This is a genomic window from Microbacterium sp. DT81.1, assembly GCF_049844955.1.
Classification (GTDB): domain Bacteria; phylum Actinomycetota; class Actinomycetes; order Actinomycetales; family Microbacteriaceae; genus Microbacterium.
Genome location: NZ_JBNCMA010000005.1, coordinates 38912 through 56436 on the forward strand (window position 1 = coordinate 38912; position 17525 = coordinate 56436).

At 69.1% G+C, this 17525-nt stretch carries 11 protein-coding genes; 2 read left to right on the forward strand and 9 right to left on the reverse strand.

Annotated features, from left to right (window positions below; translation table 11 throughout):
* Nucleotides 1-97: 97 nt before the first annotated feature.
* Genes mmsB through ACLQ2Q_RS14120 form a run of 3 tightly spaced genes read right to left on the reverse strand, consistent with a single transcriptional unit; the run spans nucleotide 98 to nucleotide 3728 of the window.
* On the reverse strand, nucleotides 98-1006 hold the full coding sequence (gene mmsB / locus ACLQ2Q_RS14110) for a 3-hydroxyisobutyrate dehydrogenase (protein WP_425821108.1): 909 nt from the start codon (nucleotides 1004-1006) through the stop codon (nucleotides 98-100).
* Between the two features lie 53 nt (nucleotides 1007-1059).
* Entirely contained in the window at nucleotides 1060-2205 is a 1146-nt protein-coding gene (locus tag ACLQ2Q_RS14115) for an acyl-CoA dehydrogenase family protein (protein WP_425821109.1), read from the reverse strand.
* Between the two features lie 2 nt (nucleotides 2206-2207).
* Entirely contained in the window at nucleotides 2208-3728 is a 1521-nt protein-coding gene (locus ACLQ2Q_RS14120; protein ID WP_425821110.1) for a CoA-acylating methylmalonate-semialdehyde dehydrogenase, read from the reverse strand.
* A 177-nt stretch (nucleotides 3729-3905) separates the two neighbouring features.
* Between ACLQ2Q_RS14120 and ACLQ2Q_RS14125 the strand changes: the two genes are divergently transcribed.
* Both ACLQ2Q_RS14125 and ACLQ2Q_RS14130 read left to right on the forward strand, forming a co-directional pair.
* Nucleotides 3906-6134 carry a choice-of-anchor I family protein gene (locus tag ACLQ2Q_RS14125; protein WP_425821111.1) on the forward strand — a complete coding sequence of 743 codons (2229 nt, stop codon included), beginning with the start codon at nucleotides 3906-3908 and terminating at the stop codon, nucleotides 6132-6134.
* A 373-nt stretch (nucleotides 6135-6507) separates the two neighbouring features.
* On the forward strand, nucleotides 6508-6996 hold the full coding sequence (locus ACLQ2Q_RS14130; RefSeq protein ID WP_425821112.1) for an Hcp family type VI secretion system effector: 489 nt from the start codon (nucleotides 6508-6510) through the stop codon (nucleotides 6994-6996).
* Between the two features lie 111 nt (nucleotides 6997-7107).
* Here the strand turns inward: ACLQ2Q_RS14130 and pulA are convergent, their stop codons facing one another.
* The 6 genes from pulA to prpB all read right to left on the reverse strand — a co-directional run bounded on the left by pulA (nucleotide 7108) and on the right by prpB (nucleotide 17516).
* Complete coding sequence (pulA, locus tag ACLQ2Q_RS14135; RefSeq protein WP_425821113.1) at nucleotides 7108-13194, reverse strand: pullulanase-type alpha-1,6-glucosidase; 6087 nt, start codon at nucleotides 13192-13194, stop codon at nucleotides 7108-7110.
* A gap of 173 nt (nucleotides 13195-13367) precedes the next feature.
* Entirely contained in the window at nucleotides 13368-14552 is a 1185-nt protein-coding gene (locus tag ACLQ2Q_RS14140) for a thiolase family protein (protein ID WP_425821114.1), read from the reverse strand.
* 2 nt (nucleotides 14553-14554) lie between these two features.
* Entirely contained in the window at nucleotides 14555-14884 is a 330-nt protein-coding gene (locus tag ACLQ2Q_RS14145; protein WP_425821115.1) for a YciI family protein, read from the reverse strand.
* Nucleotides 14885-14969: 85 nt separating this feature from the next.
* On the reverse strand, nucleotides 14970-15425 hold the full coding sequence (locus ACLQ2Q_RS14150; RefSeq protein ID WP_425821116.1) for a hotdog fold thioesterase: 456 nt from the start codon (nucleotides 15423-15425) through the stop codon (nucleotides 14970-14972).
* Nucleotides 15422-16606, reverse strand: coding sequence for a bifunctional 2-methylcitrate synthase/citrate synthase (locus tag ACLQ2Q_RS14155; RefSeq protein WP_425821117.1), 1185 nt, complete (start codon nucleotides 16604-16606; stop codon nucleotides 15422-15424). The genes ACLQ2Q_RS14150 and ACLQ2Q_RS14155 overlap by 4 nt, the downstream gene beginning before the upstream one ends.
* 10 nt (nucleotides 16607-16616) lie before the next feature.
* Entirely contained in the window at nucleotides 16617-17516 is a 900-nt protein-coding gene (gene prpB / locus ACLQ2Q_RS14160) for a methylisocitrate lyase (RefSeq protein WP_425821118.1), read from the reverse strand.
* Nucleotides 17517-17525: the final 9 nt, after the last annotated feature.

The following is a 17525-nucleotide window of genomic DNA, read 5'->3' on the forward strand; positions in this document are numbered from 1 at the left end:
GGAGGGGTTCGGGCCGGCCGCCCCAACCCCTCCTCCTGCTCGACCGGCTACGCCGCAGCGCTGCTTGACCGGCTACGCCTCCGTGCTGCTTGACGGGCTACGCCTCCGTGCTGCGGGCGCGGACGGTGTGGATGATGCCCGAGAAGTCCTGCCCGGCGCCGTCCCCCGCCGCGAAGTCCCGGTAGATCTCGCGCGCGAGGCGCCCGAGGCGCGCGTCGACGCCCGTGAGGTCGATCGCCTGCTCCGCGAGCCCGAGGTCCTTCGACATGAGAGCGCCGGCGAACCCCGGTTGGTAGTCCCGGTTGGCCGGGCTGGTCGGCACGGGCCCCGGTACGGGGCAGTTGGTCGTGAGCGCCCAGCACTGCCCTGACGCGTTGGATGCCACGTCGAACAGCGCCTGATGCGTAAGCCCGAGCCGCTCACCCAGCACGAACGCCTCGGCGACGGCGATCTGCGAGATGCCCAGGATCATGTTGTTGCAGACCTTCGCCGCCTGGCCGAGGCCGGGTCCGCCGCAGTGCACGATGCGACGGCCCATCGCCTCGAGCACGGGCAGCGCCGCGGCGAAGTCCTCCTCCGATCCGCCGACCATGAACGCCAGCGTGGCGTTCTCGGCGCCGACGACTCCGCCCGACACAGGAGCGTCCAGACTGCGATGCCCCGCGGCCTCTGCGAGCTCGTGCGCCTGCTGCGCCTCGTCGACGGCGATGGTGGAGCAATCGATGAACAAGGTGCCGGGCTTCGCGACCGCGAGCAGCCCGGGGGTGTCCTCGGAGCCGCGGTACGCATCGAGCACGTGCCGGCCGCCGGGGAACATCGTGATCACGAGGTCGGCGGATGCCGCGGCATCCTGCCCCGAAGAGACCACGTCGACGCCGGCCGTCGTCGCGGCCTCGAGCGCCGCCGGCACCAGGTCGTAGCCCAGCACGCGGTGCCCGGCCTTCACGAGATTGGCGGCCATCGGGCCGCCCATGTGCCCGAGTCCGAGGAAGGCGATGGTGGTCATGACTGCTCCTTTGCGGTCGGTGTCAGAAGCGGATGCGGCGGCGGGTTCCGAACTCAGCGGCTCGTGGCCAGGAGGCCGCGCCCGACGACGAGCTTCATGATCTCGTTCGCGCCCTCGAGGATCTGGTGCACGCGCAGGTCGCGCACGACGCGCTCGAGACCGTACTCCTGCAGGTAGCCGTACCCGCCGTGCAGCTGCAGGGCGGTGTTGGCGACGCCGAAGGCGGCATCCGTCGCGAATCGCTTCGCCATCGCGCAGGCGATGGCGACATCCGGAGCGCCCTGATCCATCTTCTCCGCGGCGCGCTCGAGCAGCGCGCGCGAGGCCTGCAGATCGGTCTCCATGTCGGCCAGCGTGAACACGACCGACTGGTTCGCTGAGAGCGGGCCGCCGAAGGCCTCGCGCTCCTGCACGTAGCGCAGTGCCTTGTCGAACGCCCACTGGGCTCCGCCGAGCGAGCACGCCGCGATGTTGACGCGGCCTCCGTTCAGGCCCTTCATGGCGATGCCGAAGCCGTCGCCTTCCGCGCCGAGCAGGTTGGACACGGGAACGCGCACGTCGTCGAAGATCACCTGCCGGGTCGGCTGCGCGTTCCAGCCCATCTTCTTCTCGTTCGGTCCGAAGCCGAGCCCCGGGGCGTCGCCCGGGACGACGATGGCGCTGATGCCCTTCGCCCCGGGCTCGCCCGTGCGCGCCATGACGACGTACACCGCCGAGGTGCCGGCACCCGAGATGAACTGCTTCGTGCCGTTCAGCACGTAGTCGTCGCCGTCCCGCACCGCCGACGTGGTGAGGGCCGCGGCATCCGAACCCGCTCCAGGCTCCGTGAGGCAGTAGCTGCCGAGGTCCTGCATCGTCACGAGCCGCGGCAGCCACTGGCGGCGCTGCTCGGTGGTCCCGTGCGCGTCGATCATCCACGCCACCATGTTGTGGATCGAGATGTAGGCGGCGATCGTCACGTCGCCCTTGGCGAGCTCCTCGAAGATCGCGACGGCGTCGAGGCGAGAGAGGCCGGAGCCGCCGACATCCTCCCCGACGTAGATGCCCCCGAGGCCGATCTCGCCCGCCTCGCGGAGGGTGTCGACGGGGAAGTGCTTCTCCGCGTCCCAGCGGGCGGCGTTCGGGGCGAGAGCGGCAGCGGCGAAATCGTGGACGGCCTCGACGAGGGCCGCTCGTTCGTCTGTGTAGGTGGTGAACATGATCAGTGCATCGTCGGGATGACGAAGCTCGCCCCTTCCTTCGTCTGCTGAGCCGAACGAAGCGTGGTGGACGGCCAGCGACTCGTCACGGTCTTCGTCTTCGTGTAGAACCGGAACGCGTCCGGGCCGTGCTGATTGAGGTCGCCGAAGCCGGACTTCTTCCAGCCGCCGAACGTGTGGTACGCGATCGGCACGGGGATCGGCACGTTCACCCCGACCATCCCGACCTCGACGCGGGCGGCGAAATCACGCGCCGCGTCGCCGTCGCGCGTGAAGATCGAGACGCCGTTGCCGTATTCGTGGTCGGTGGCCATCGCGAGCGCCTGCTCGTAGTCCTCGGCGCGGGCGATGATCAGCACCGGGCCGAAGATCTCCTCGCGGTAGATCGCCATGTCGGCGGTGACGTCGTCGAAGAGGGTCGGGCCGAGGTAGAACCCGTTCTCGTAGCCGTCGACGCTGTACCCTCGGCCGTCCGCGAGCAGGGTCCCGCCCTCATCCACCCCGAGCTGAATGTAGTGCTCGACGCGCTTCTTGGCGTCGGCGGTGACGAGCGGACCGTAGTCGTTCCCGTCTTCGAGGGCCGGGCCGACCTTGAGGTGCTTCACCCGCTCCGTGAGCTTCGCGGCGAGCGCGTCCCCCGTCTCCTTGCCGACCGGAACGGCGACGGAGATCGCCATGCACCGCTCGCCCGCCGATCCATAGCCGGCGCCGACGAGTGCATCGGCCACCTGGTCGAGGTCGGCGTCGGGCATCACGATCATGTGGTTCTTGGCGCCGCCGAAGCACTGCGCTCGTTTGCCATTGGCTGCGGCGGTGGCGTAGATGTACTGCGCGATCGGCGTCGACCCGACGAAGCCTACGGCCTTGACGCGGTCATCGTGCAGGATCGCGTCAACGGCCTCCTTGTCGCCGTTGACGACGTTGAAGACACCTGCGGGAAGCCCTGCCTCGAGGAACAGCTCGGCGATCCGCAGCGGAACCGAGGGGTCACGCTCGCTCGGCTTGAGGAGGAAGGCGTTGCCTGCGGCGAGCGCGGGGCCGGCCTTCCAGAGCGGGATCATCGCCGGGAAGTTGAAGGGAGTGATGCCCGCGACCACGCCGAGGGGCTGGCGCATCGAGTAGACATCGATGCCGCCGCCGGCCCCGCTCGAGTACTCGCCCTTGAGCAGATGAGGGGCGCCGGCGGCGAACTCTATGACCTCGACGCCCCGCTGGATGTCGCCCTTGGCGTCGTCGATGGTCTTGCCGTGCTCGCTGGAGAGCAGGCGGGCGAGGCTGTCCATGTCCTTGCCGATGAGGTCGAGGAAGCGCAGCAGCACGCGGGAGCGCCTCTGCGCGTTCTGCGCGGCCCACTCGAGCTGCGCGTCCGCCGCCACGCCGATCGCGGCTCGGACCTCGGCGGTGCTGGCGAGCGGGACGCGGGCCTGGACGGTGCCGCTGCTGGGGTCGAAGACGTCGCCGAACCGCCCTGATGTTCCGTCGACGTGCTTTCCGCCCACGAAATGGGTGAGGTCACGAGTCATTCTGTCGACTCCTCCCGCGCCGTCATTGGCACGATGGCCATTTTAGCTGGACATCCAACTATATCGCAGGACGACCAGCCGCTGAACCGTTGGGTAGACGTTCACCCGGCGGACACCGGCGCTCACTACGAAAGGGTGCGGCACATTCCGTGCGACATCCCGGACCCGAGGACATCGATGCCTTCTCTTCTCCCCCGCCGCAGCGTACTGGCGGCCGCGTCTCTGGCCGCCTGCGGAGCGCTCGTCGCCGCGCCGCTGACCGCGGCATCCGCTGCGATCGTCGCCGACCCGATCATCTACTCGGCTGACGACGCCGCGCTCGAACTCGAGCCGATCGGCACCTTCGAGAGCGGGCTCTTCGACCAGTCGGGCGCCGAGATCGTCGTCCCCTATGGCGACCGGCTGTTCGTCGTCAACGCGCAGGCCGGCTCGGTCGACGTGCTGGACTACTCCGACCCGGCCGACATTGTGAAGGAATTCCAGATCAGCTCCGACGGCGTCGCCAACTCGGTCGCGGTGCGCGCCGACGGACTCGGCGTGATCGCCTTCGAGGCCCCGGTGAAGACCGACCCCGGTCACCTCGTGTTCTTCGACGCGAACGCCCCGGATGCGGCATCCGCTTCTCTCGGCGGGGTCACCGTGGGCGCGCTGCCCGACATGGTCTCCATCTCGGCCGACGGCTCGTACGCCGTCGTCGCCAACGAGGGCGAACCGGCCGAGGACTTTTCGATCGATCCGGAGGGATCGGTCTCGATCGTGAGCCTGCCCGACCTCGATGAACTCACGGCGCCGATGCAGACGGACGTGCGCACGGCGGACTTCCACGCCTTCGAGGGCGAGGCCCTGCCGGAGGGCGTGCGCGTCTTCGGGCCGACCCCGCACGGCGACGACCTGCCGGTCAGCCGCAACCTCGAGCCGGAGTACATCACGATCGACGGCGACACGGCGTACGCGGCCCTTCAGGAGGCGAACGCGGTCGCGGTTCTCGATCTCGGCACCGCCGCGGTCACCGACATCCTGCCGCTCGGCTTCAAGGACCACGGCGTCCCTGGCAACGGCCTCGACGCGAGCGATCGCGACCCGAACGGCGCCCCCACGATCAACATCGAGACCTACCCGGGCCTGCACGGCGTGTACATGCCCGACGGGCTGCAGTCCTACGCGGTGGACGGCGAGACCTACCTCGTCACGGCGAACGAGGGCGATGCCCGCGAGTGGGGCGACTACGTCGAGCCGTCTCGCGTGAAGGACCTCGAGGAGGACGGCTACGGTCCTGTCTGCGACAACCTCGAGGCGTATACGCCGGATGCCGCCCTCGGCCGGCTGAACGTGACCCGCGAGCTCGGCTTCGACGAGGCGGAGGGCTGCTACGACGAGCTCTATGCCTTCGGCGGGCGGTCGTTCTCGATCTGGAGCACCGACGGACAGCAGGTCTTCGACTCGGGGGACGCCTTCGAGCGCATCATCGCCGCAGCCAACCCCGGGTTCTTCAACTCCAACCACACGGCATCGAACCTCGAGGGCCGGAGCGATGACAAGGGGCCGGAACCGGAGAGTCTCACGATCGGCACCCTGAGCGGGCGCTCGTACGCATTCATCGGCTTCGAGCGGGTGGGCGGCATCGCCGTCTTCGACATCACCGAGCCCGCGACATCCCGCTTCGTCACCTACATCGGCAACCGCGACTTCTCGGTCTCGGTCGAGGATGCCGACGACCCGGCAGCGGTGCTCTCCGGCGCCGGTGACCTGGGGCCGGAGGGGCTGGTGTTCATCCCGGCGGAATCCTCCGTGACCGGGACGCCGCTGCTCGCGGTGGCGAATGAGGTGTCGGGCACGACGACGCTCTTCTCGATCACCGACGCGCTGGCTCTCACGAACGTCTCGCCGCCGACCGTCTCGGGTTCGCCCGACGTGGCCCGCGTGCTGACGGCGACACCGGGCGAGTGGAACGCGCACGGACCGGCGTTCGCCTACCAGTGGCTGCGGGACGGGTCTCCCCTGGCCGGTGCGACCAACGCCGAGTACCGCGTGAAGCCCGCCGACCAGGGCCGCGCGCTCAGCGTGCGCGTGACGGCGACGGCAGCAACGCACACGGCGACGGCCGACAGCGCGCCGGTCACGGCACGCTACCTGGCGGTGGCCACGGCAACGACGGACAGGGTGGTCTTCACGACGAAGGATGCCGTGTCCATCCGGGTCGCCGTGCTCCCCGTGTCGGGGCCTTCGGCCACGGGCACGATCACCGTCCGGGTCGCGGGCAGGGTGCTCACCGGACAGCTGGCCGCCGGCGCGGTCACCGTGCCGGCGGGGACGCTGCCCCGCGGCATCCATCCCGTCCTCGTGACGTATGCCGGGAGCGGTACGGTGTCGCCGACGGCCGGTGCGGGAATCGTGGTCGTGCGCTGACGCCGACGCGCGTTGCACTCGCGTGGCGGGCGGGCGCGCGGCGTGCGGGACGGCGAGGCATTGCACTTGGCGGGCGCTAGCCCCCTTCGCTCGGTGGGCGCTAAGCGCGCGTCGACAGGTCAGGGACCGGCACCTTGCGACCAGCGAACCCACCGGATTCTGGGAACTGAACTCGCTGGGCCTTAAGTGCGGGTTCACGCGCGCACCACCCGCACCTTGCGACCAGCGAAGCCGAGCGGATGCGAGCCGCTGCGACGCGCTGGCGCGCCAAGTGCGGGTTCAGGGCGCGAGCCCGGGTGACCTTTCGCGGGCGCTGCCCGAGTGGGATCCTGGCCACGACGGCGCAGGGTGCGACGCCGGAACGGAGCGCGACATGTCGATCGATCTCTACCTGCAGCTGGACGGGATCCCGGGCGACTCCGCCGCCAAGGGGCATGAACGGTGGATCGAGGTCACGGGGGTCGACTGGGGGATGTCGCAGCCCGCCGGGTCGGGGTCCGGGCACGGCGGGGGAGCCGGTGGCGGAGCCGGGCGCGTGAGTTTCGGCCCCCTGAATGTCGCCGGCTGGCTTGGCAGCGCCACCCCGCGCGTGCCAGACGCGTGCGCCCGCGGCCTCCACCTGCGCCGGGCGGTGCTCGAAGCGGTCGCACCAGGGGAGAGCCCGAGGGTGACGGCGAGGTGGGAGCTCGAGGAGGTTGTCGTCTCGGCGCTCTCGGTCGCCGGTGCCGGGGCGACTCTGGCGGATGCCACGTCGCTCACCTATGGGCGGATCCGCTTGACGACCTTTGCGCAGGACGCATCCGGCGGTGCCGGCCAGGCCGTTTCCGGCGGGTGGGACATCGAGTCCTCGCAACCCTGGTGAGCGGCGACGGATGACGAAGGCGGGGTCCGGCGAGCCGCAGCCCGCCGAACCCCGCCATCACCGACTCCCCGGCGATCACCAGCCTCGGCCGTCACCGGCCGAGGCCGCACCTCACCAGATCAGCACGGGCACCGGGATGACCGCGCGAGAGTCGTTGTAGGCATCGCCGCCGGTGAACGTCGTGCGGAGGAGGTGCAGGCCGCGTCCGAGGGCCGGCAGCGCGATGTCCACCTTGCCATCGGCGTCCGCCGAGAGCTCCGCGGTGGCGATGACGACGCCGCGGTCGTAGACGGTCACCGTGCCGACCGGCGCCGAGCCGTCGGCCGCGAGGATGCGGCCAACGACCTTGACCGGCGTTCCCGACTTCGCGGCGATCCGGTTCGGAGCAGCGGCGACGAAGGTGTCCACCGACTCCTGATCGACCAGCACCGCTACCGATCGCGCCGGCACGGTGACGGTGCCCGTCGCGGCATCCCACGTCGTCGTCTTCACGACCGCGTCCGCGCCGTTCGCCTGCGCGTCGGCCAGGGCGAACGCGCGACCGGCGAGGGTGCCGACGGTCTGGGTCACCGGATCGGGCGACGCGTTGAACACCAGGAGCGCGCCCTCGAGCTCGGGGTCGACGTCCTCGCCCACCAGGTCATCGATGAGCATCGTGATCACGCCCGGCGCGGCATCCGCTCCGCCGTTCGGGAATGACACCTTCTCCTTGATCAGCTCGGCCGAACCGAGGCGCAGCAGGTCCACTTCCGAGCGCAGACGCAGGAGGTCGAGTGCGGATGCCTCGGCCGCAGCCATGTCGGCAGGACCGGGCTTGAGCGCCGGGTTCTCGAGCAGCGGACGCATGATGTTCCACTTCTCTTCGTTGTCGGCGGCCATCGGGAGGCCGGAGCCGAACGTCGACTCCTTCCCCTCCCAGTCGATGCGGTTGAACCAGTCGCCGGAGTTGTAGCTGTTGCGATCCAGCGACTTGGAGCGCAGCAGCTCGGTGCCCGCGTGCCAGAACGAGACGGCCTGCGAGAGCGTCACGGTGGCCAGCTGCACGGTGTTCATGCGCACGCGGTCTGACATCGAGGTCTCGGTCGGCAGCTTCAGCACCGACAGGTCGTAGAGCGTCTCGTTGTCGTGTGCGTCGACGTAGTTGATGACCTCCGCAGGCTCGTCGGCGTAGCCGGCGGGGGCATCGTTGTAGTCCACCTCGGCTCCGCTCTTGACGGTTCCGTCGGACGCCTCGAAGGAGAAGTCCTTCAGATTGCCCGCGAGGCCCAGCTTCACGAGGTCGGTCTGCTCGCCGAGGTCGCGCAGGCCGGTCCGCGTGGGCGTCTGGCCGTTCGGATCGGTCTCGAGCCCGGTGCCGAAGCCCTGTTCGTACGTCGAGTCGCCCGCGACCGGGCTGCCGCCGTGCACGCCATCACGCAGACGGTCGTTGAAGGTGCCGATGCCGGTGCCGCCGAGCTGGCCCTGTGTGGCCTGCTCGAAGAGCGCGTTGTTCGCCACCTCGCCGAAATTCCAGCCCTCGCCGTAGAGGTAGACCGCCTTGCCGTCGATGCCGTCCTTCTCGACCGTGAGCTCATCGAGCGCCTGGCGGACAGCCAGCATGTTGTCCCGAGAGTGGTGCCCCATGAGGTCGAAGCGGAAGCCGTCGACCTTGTAGTCGCGGGCCCACGTGACGACGGAGTCGACCATCAGCTTCTCGGCCGCGGCGTGCTCGGTCGCCACGTTCTGGCAGCAGGTGGAGGTCTCGACCGCACCGACGTTGTTCAGTCGGTGGTAGTACCCCGGCACGACCTGGTCGAGCACGGAGCGGGGCTCCTGGCCGGACTGCGCCGTGTGGTTGAAGACCTCGTCGAGCACTACCTGCAGGCCGGTCTGGTGCAGGGCCCCGACCATGGAGCGGAACTCGGCGACGCGCGCCCCGCCGTTCGGGTCGACCGCATATGAGCCTTCCGGTGCCGAGAAGTGGTACGGGTCGTAGCCCCAGTTGAACCCGTCGGCGTCGCGGATCTCGTTGATGCAGGCCTGCTGCTCCTCCGAAGCCGGTGCGAACGATTCGAGATCGCAGTCGGGCACCGCCTGCTCGTCCCGGTCCTCCTCGATCGTCGCGATGTCGAACGACGGGAGCAGGTGCACGGTGTTCATCCCGGCCTCGGCCAGCTGCGCGAGCTGCGTCATGCCGGCGCTGTCCTCGTGAGTGAACGCCTTGTACGTTCCACGCTCGGCCTCGGGGACCGACTCGTCGGTGATCGAGAAGTCGCGGATGTGCAGCTCGTAGATCGTGCGGTCGACGGGCTTGTCGATGACCGGGGCCTCGGCCTTCTCCCAGCCCTTGGGCCGGTGAGCCTTATCGCGCAGGTCGATCGCGACCGAGCGCTCCGAGTTCACCGTGAGGGCCACCGAGTAGGGGTCGGTGACCTCGTTCGTCTCGATCGCACGCGTGGTCGGCGCGTACACGCGCACCTCCCACAGGTACTCGGCGCCCTTCAGCGCCGCCTTGCCGACGACGGACCAGGTGCCGGATGCCGCGTCCCAGGCGGCCTCGTGGCGCTCTGGGGCGCCGGTGGCACCCGGCTCCCAGGTGAGCAGCGTCGCCGCCTGGGCGGTGGGCGCCCAGAGCCGGAAGGTCGGCTTGTTGCCCTGGAACGAGACGCCGAGCGCCTTCCCCTCGAGCTCGTCGGCGTAGAGGTCATCCAGCACGCCGGGGAGCTGCACGCCGGTGAAGGCGGTGAGCTTCCCGCTCGAGTTCCGCTGGGCGACCGCGAGCTGACCCTTCAGCAGTTCCGCCACCGCGTCGCGGTCCTGGTTCTCGACCCTGACGGCGCGGTAGTCCGCAAGAGCGGGGAACCGCTCCTTCTGAGCCGCCGTGAGCCCCGTCTCGATCGGCACAAGCGGCAGCGCCTCGCCGCCGGTGACATCGCCGTTCTCGATCTCGAGGCCGGCTTCCGGGGATGAGTACAGCTGCCACTGCGTTCCGGCGCCGAGCGTGGCCGGCCACGCGATGGTGTCCGCGTCGATCCAGTGCGCCTGCGACGTGCCGACCCCTTCCACCGCTGCGGCGGTCGACGCGACCGTGAGCACGTGAGTCTCGCTGTCGTAGAGGAAGGCGGTGACTGCGCCCTCTACGGCCGAGAAGGTGATGTCGGGGCCGCCGGGCACGCCGCCGGCGCCGTAGTTCTCGTCCCAGCTCAGGCCGTGGGTGACTTTCACGGCGTACGAGCCGGTGGGCAGGTCGTCGGTCGTGAACTGGAAGGTCCCGTCGCCGTTGCGGTCGAACATCATCGCCGCCAGGCACGAAGGCAGCCAGTCGCCGTTGGAGGGGCCGCCTGTGCAGCCGAGCTCGCTCTGGAACGAGCCCGCCAGGGTGATGATCGGCCCATCGGCCGTGGATCGGATGTTCTTGGTGCGCGGGTCGAAGTAGAACGTGATCGGACCGCCGAGGTGCTCGAGCGCGATGTCCCCGCCGCCCTGGACGCCGCCGGCCCCGAAGTTGACATCCCAGCTCTTGTCGGTCGCGATCTTGTACGCGTAGCTGCCGGCCTTGAGCTCCGGCAGCGACAGCCTCCAGATCCCGTCGACGAGGGTCATCTGCACCTGGTCGCACGCGGGGTCCCAGTTGCCGCCGTCGCCGCCCGTGCAGCCCAGCTCGGAATTGAAGCTGCCGGGGACACTCGCGAAGTCGTAGTCGTCCGCCTTCTGGGGCTCGGGCTCGTAGGGAAGCTCCGGTTCCTCGTCTTCGACGAGGGTGACCGCGTTCCCGACGGACGCGTAGGTGGAGGCCGCGGATCGGTGACCCGCGGCATCCGTCGTCACCGCGCGGTACTCCACGAGCGTGCCCGCGTCGAGGCCGCGGATGTCGTGGAACACGCGGGGATCGGTGTCTTCGGCCGTGCCGAGGGGCGTCCAGTCATTCGAGCCGACCACGCGCCACGCGAAGCTGGTCTCGCTCCACGTGTCGTCGGCGACATCGGCCGACACGGCGACCTGGCCGCTGAGCCCGGCGCCTGGGGCGGGGGCCGAGACGGTGATGGCGGATGCCTCTGCCGGCGCCGTGACGGTGCGGTCAGCCTTGTAGACCACCGTGCCGAGCGCGGGAACGGTGACCGATGCGGCGGCCGCGGCATCCGTGCTCACCGCAGCCCCGCCGCCGTACAGCGGCGCGTACGCGGCGTCCGCCGTCAGCGTCGTGAAAGACACCGTCTGCGGGGTCGTGGTGTTGTTCAGCGCGACGAGGTACTCGGTCTTCTCTTCGCGGTCGACCCGGGAGAATGCGTAGACGCCGGCGCCATCGGTGACGTGGCGCTCGATCTGCGCCCCCGTCGCGAGGGCCGGGTTGGATGCGCGCAGCTGCGCGAGCTCTTCGATGTGCGTGTAGAGCGGCGCGGCGGTGTCGTAGCGATCAACCGATCCGGCGTTCTCGCCGGTGACCAGCGGCTGGTTCTGGTACTCGGCCACCTGGCTGGCGAAGAGCGTCTGACGGGCGCTCTTGTCGTTGCCGGGCTCGGCGCCGACGAAGCCCTGCTCGTCGCCGTAATAGACCACGGGCTGACCGCGGGTCAGGAACATCAGCTCGTGCGCGAGCTCGTCGCGCTGCGCGACGTCTCCCGCGTCGCGGAGGAAGTATCCGATGCGGCCCATGTCGTGGTTGCCGAGGAAGGTCGGCAGCGCGGTCGCCGAGCTGTCGGGCGTCGTGTAGTGGTCGTCGCCATCGAACAGCGCCTGCAGCGCCTTGGTCGACTTGCCCTCGGCGAACGTCTGGGCGCCGGACTGGAAGGTGAAGTCGAGCACCGAGTTCATGTCGGTGTCGCGAACGTAGGGGGACAGCTTGATCGGGTCGGCGTCGTAGACCTCGCCGAACATGAAGAAGTCGGGCTTGTTCGCCTCCGTGCGGGCGTAGTCGAGCACCTCGGCGCTCCACTTCTCCCAGAACTCGAAGTTGACGTGCTTCGCCGTGTCGATGCGGAAGCCGTCGATGCCCCGGTCGATCCACTGCTCGTACACGTCGACGAAGCCGTCGACGACCTTGGGGTTCTCGGTCATGAGGTCATCGAGCCCGGAGAAGTCGCCGTACGTGACGGACTCGCCGGCATAGGTCGAGTCGCCGCGGTTGTGGTACAGCGTCGGGTCGTTGAGCCACTCCGGGACCTTCGTCTCGGAGGTCACGACGGGCGTGTACGGGAACGACGTCGCTGGGTCGAATTCCGGGAAGTCGGGGTCGCCGGCCTTGGCGGCGATGTCCACCTCGTTGCCGTCCGCGTCGGTGTAGGGACTGGAGGCGAGGCTCTTGTAGCCGTACTCCTTCTCGGCGTAGTCGATGACGTCGGCGGTGTGGTTCGTGATGATGTCGAAGTAGACCTTGATGCCCTCGGCGTGGGCCTCGTCGATGAACGCCTCGAGCTCCTCGTTGGTGCCGAGGTGGGGGTCGATCTGCGTGAAGTCCGTGATCCAGTAGCCGTGATAGCCCGCGGAGGCGTCGGCGCCGGTGCCCTGCACGGGACGGTTCTTGAAGCTCGGCGTGAGCCAGATGGCCGTCGTGCCCAGACCCTTGATGTAGTCGAGGTTCGCGCGGAGGCCCGCGATGTCGCCGCCGTTGTAGAAGCCCTTGTCGGTGGGGTCGAAGCCGTGCGCCAACCGGTCGCCGGCGATCCCCGCCGTGTCGTTCGAGGAGTCCCCGTTGGCGAACCGGTCGGTCATCACGAAGTAGAACTGCTCGTCGCTGCCCGGCTGGCGAACCGGCGCGGCGGCCAGCGCATCGTCGTCGGCGGTGTAACCCCCGCGGACCGAGACGACCTCGAGCCCGATCCGATGCGTCACATCGTCGAACAGGAAGCGCAGTGTCGCGGGGCCCTCGATCGTGAGGGGGATGTCGTCGCCTTTGAGGACGCCGTCGGCCCCGTAGTTCTCGTCCCACGAGTCATTGACCGCGACCTTGTACATGTACGTGCCGGCGGGCACCGTGAACTCCGCCGCATACACGTTCTCGGCATCCGTCGGCGCCAGGTCCGTCACGTTGCACTCGGCGAGCCAGTCGTCGGCACAGCCGAGCTCGCTCTGGAAACTGCCCACCACCGCGAACGTGCGATCGGCTGCGGCGGCCGGCGCCGCGGCGATCGCGGGAAGCGCGACGCTCCCGGCGAGCACGAGGGCGGCAGACACGATTGTGGCGAGCAGGCGGCGTGCTCGTGCGGGGGTCGTCTTCGACACAGGGGTGCTCCATTGGGGAAGAGGGCACGGCGACGTGCCCCGGTGCGTCCTGTGACCGTAGCAAAGGCGTCCGACAAACTGCAAGCGCTTACAGAATGAGAATGCCCTCATGAAGCGCGAGCGCGCTACCCGCGTCCTCCCGCCTCATGTAAGCGCTTGCACCCGCCCTCGCGTCAGAAACGCTCGATGATCGTGGCGTTGGCGAGGCCGCCGCCCTCGCACATCGTCTGAAGTCCGTAGCGACCGCCCGTGGCCTCGAGCGAAGCGAGCAGCGTGCCGAGCAGGCGCGTGCCCGATGAGCCGAGTGCATGTCCCAGCGCGATCGCCCCGCCCCAGCGGTTGAGCTTCTCCGGGTCGCCGCCGACCTCGGCCGCCCACGCCAGGGGGACCGATGCGAAAGCCTCGTTCACCTCGTAGGCGTCCAGGTCGTCGATGCTCAGGCCGCTGCGCTCGAGGATCCGGCGCGTGGCGGGGATGGGCCCCGTGAGCATGAGGAGGGGATCGTCCCCGACCACGGCGAACGCGTGGAATCGCGCGCGCGGCGTGAGCCCGACCTCGGCCGCCTTCTCCTCGCTCATGATCAGCACAGCCGAGGCTCCGTCGGTGAGCGGCGACGAGTTGCCGGGCGTGATGCGCCACTCCAGCTCGGGGAATCGTGCGGCCAGCGCGTCGGTGCGGAATGAAGGGTTGAGCCCGGCTAGCCCCTCGGCCGTGGTGGACGCACGGATCGTCTCGTCCATCGAGACGGGAGTTCCGTCGTCGACCTCCACCGGGAGAACCTGGGAATCGAAGTCGCCCCGGGCCCACGCATCCGCCGCCCGTCGATGCGACTCGGCCGAGAACTCGTCCAGCCGCTCCCTCGAGAAGCCCCACTGCTGCGCGATCAGCTCGGCCGAGACTCCCTGATTGACGAGCCCCTCCGGGTAGCGGGCACGCAGGCGCGGCGAGCCGGGCGTGCCGCCGGTGGCCGATGAGCCGAGCGGAACCCGGCTCATCGACTCGACCCCACCGGCGATCACGATGTCGTACGCCCCGGCCATCACTCCCTGCGCCGCGAAGTGCGCAGCCTGCTGGCTCGACCCGCACTGGCGGTCGATCGTCGTACCAGGCACCGTCTCGTCGAAGCCGGCCGCCAGCACCGCGTTGCGGGCGATGTTGACGCTCTGATCCGCCACCTGGCTCACGCATCCGAGGATCACGTCATCGATCTGACGCGACTCCAGGCCGCTGCGCTCGAGCAGGGCGCTCAGAACTCCCGCGGCGAGGTCGACGGGATGCACGCCGCTCAGCGCGCCCCCCGGTTTGCCCCGGCCGGTCGGGGTGCGGACGGCGTCGACGAGAACGGCACTTCTGGGCATGGCTACTCCCACTGCATGAACGGACGGATCTCCAGCTGGCCGTTGCGGGCCATCGGATGACGGGATGCGATCTCGACCGCCTCCTCGAGGCTCTCGCACTCGAGGATGTCGAATCCGCAGATCACCTCGACCATCTCGGCGTAGGGTCCCCGCGTGACCAGGGTCTTGCCGCCGCGCACCTTCACGACCGTCGACGCAGTCGGCGGCTCGAGCACCTCGCCCATGATCCGCTTGCCGCTCGCGTCGAGCGGCTCGACCCACAGGTCGACGTCGGAGTCGTCCGGCACCTCGTCGGGGGCGGCGGAGCTGACGACGAACATCATGTACTTCATGGAATCATCCTTCCTTCGTGGAACGGTTTCATCCAGGGCGTCGAACCATCCGGTGGGTTCTCGACCATTCCGGAAAAGAAACTTGTCAGGACCGCTGTTCCGGCGTGCCGTAGCTGCTGCGCTGCTCGATCACCGCGAGGGTGCACCGGGAGATGCACGCCAGCTTGCCGGCCTCATCGACGATCCGGATCTCCCACACCTGCGATCGGCGACCGAGGGCTGCGGGTGTCGCGGTGGCGGTGACCCAGCCCGAGAACACGGGGCGGATGTGGTTCGCGTTGATCTCCTGCCCCACGACGTGGAACCGCTCCCGGTCGACGGCGAGGTAGCCGGCCCACGATGCCAGCGTCTCGGCAAGGGCGATCGACGCGCCGCCGTGCAGGACGCCCGCCGGCTGGACCGTTCGGTGGTCGACCGGCATCCGGCCCACCAGGGCATCGTCGCGGACCTCGACGATCTCGATCCCGAGGTTCTCGATCAGGGTCCCGCGCGCCATGGCGGCGAGGTCGATGATGCCGACGTCGCCGAACCAGATCCTCACCCGGCCGCCTCCTCGGCACGCTGTGCCGTGTCTTCGGCCTGTGGGACGTAGCCCTCGATGTGCCGCTCGTCGACGCCGTTGTACGCCGACAGGGGGCGGATGAGGGCGTTGGATGCCGCCTGTTCGATGATGTGCGCGGTCCATCCGGTGACCCGGGATGCGACGAAGAGCGGCGTGAACGTCAGGGTGTCGAAGCCCATCAGGTTGTATGCCGGGCCCGAGGGGTAGTCGAGGTTCGGATAGATGCCCTTGCGCGCGACGAACTGCTTCTCGAGCTCGTCGTAGAGCGCCGCGAGCTCGCGGGCTCGGCTCGACGGGTCCTGCGAGTAGTGCTCGACGAGCGTGTCGAGTGCGGCCTTCATCGTCGGGACGCGGGAGTCGCCGTGCTTGTAGACGCGGTGCCCGAAGCCCATGATCTTGCGCTTCTCGGCGAGCGCCTGATCGAGCCAGACCTCCACGGCGGCGGCCTCGCCGATCTCATCGAAGATGTGCATGACGGCCTCGTTCGCACCGCCGTGCAGCGCTCCCTTCAGCGCGCCGATGGCGCCGACGACCGCCGAGTGCAGGTCGGCCAGCGTGCTCGTGATGACCCGTGCGGTGAAGGTCGACGCGTTGAAGGAGTGCTCCCCGTAGAGGATCATCGACACGTTGAACGCCTCGACCACGACGGGATCCGCCTCCTCGCCGAAGGACATGAACAGGAAGTTCGCGGAGTAGTCGAGGTCGTCGCGAGGGGGGATGATGTCCTGCCCCCGGCGACGGCGCTGGTCGTAGGCGACGATCGCCGGAAGCTTGGCGAACAGCACCATGCTCTTGCGGAGGTTCGTCTCGCGAGTGGAATCCTCCGATTCGGGGTCCGACGCGCCGATCACCGAGACGGCGGTGCGCACCACGTCCATCGGGTGCGACGTCAGCGGGATCAGATCGATCGCTGTCTTGACGTTGTCATCCAGTGCCCGCTGCGAGCGCTCCAGGCTCCGGAATCGCTCGAGCTCCTCGGCGGTCGGCAGCTCGCCGTTCCAGAGCAGGAAGGCCACGGCCTCGAACGGCTGCGTGGCCGCGAGCTCCTGCACGGGGTAGCCGCGGTACAGCAGGCTGTTGGTGTCGGGATTGACCTTCGAGACCGCGGTGTAGTCCACGGTGACCCCGGCGAGGCCCTTCTTGATCTCTGGTTCAGTCATTCGGGTGCTCCTAGCGCTGGATCTCGAAGTTGAAGACGCTGGTGTCGAAGTGGTTGTAGCCCTCGTAGTCGAGAAGCTCGTAAAGGTCGGCGCGGTGCTGCATCTCTCCGAGCTTCGACGTCAGGTGTCCATCCTCGTTCAATGTGTCGAGGGCGCGGTCCGCCGCGCCCATCGCCATGCGCAGCAGCGACACCGGCCAGATGACGATGTTGATGCCGACATCCGCCAACTGCGAGCTCGAGAACAGCTCACTCTTGCCGAACTCGGTCATGTTCGCCAGCAGCGGCACATCGAGCGCCTCGCGCATCGCCGCGAATTCGCCCAGGTCGCGCATCGCCTCGGGGAAGATCGCGTCGGCGCCGGCATCCACCAGTGCCTTCGCCCGGTCGATGGCGACCTCGAGTCCTTCGACGGCGCGGATGTCGGTGCGCGCCATGATCAGGAAGTTGGGGTCACGGCGGGCGTCGGCCGCAGCGCGGATGCGCTTGATCGCGGTCTGCTCGTCGACGACCGCCTTGCCGTCGAGGTGTCCGCAGCGCTTGGGGTTGATCTGGTCCTCGATGTGCGTGCCGGCCAGGCCCGCGTCTTCGAGCGTCTGGATCGTGCGCGCCACGTTCATCGGCTCGCCGAACCCGGTGTCGGCGTCGATGATCGCCGGCAGCTCGGTCATCCGCGCGATCTGCTGCCCGCGGCCGGCGACCTCGGTGAGGGTGGTGAGGCCGATGTCGGGGAGTCCGAGATCGGCGCTCAGCACCGCGCCGGAGATGTAGACGCCGTCGAAGCCCTTGCGCTCGATGAGCCGGGCGCTGAGGGGGTTGAAGGCGCCGGGGAAGCGCAGCAGCTCGCCGCTGGAGAGCCGCTCCCGGAAGAGCCGGCGCTTCTCGGCCGCCGGTGTCTGGGAGTACAGCATCAGCGGTTC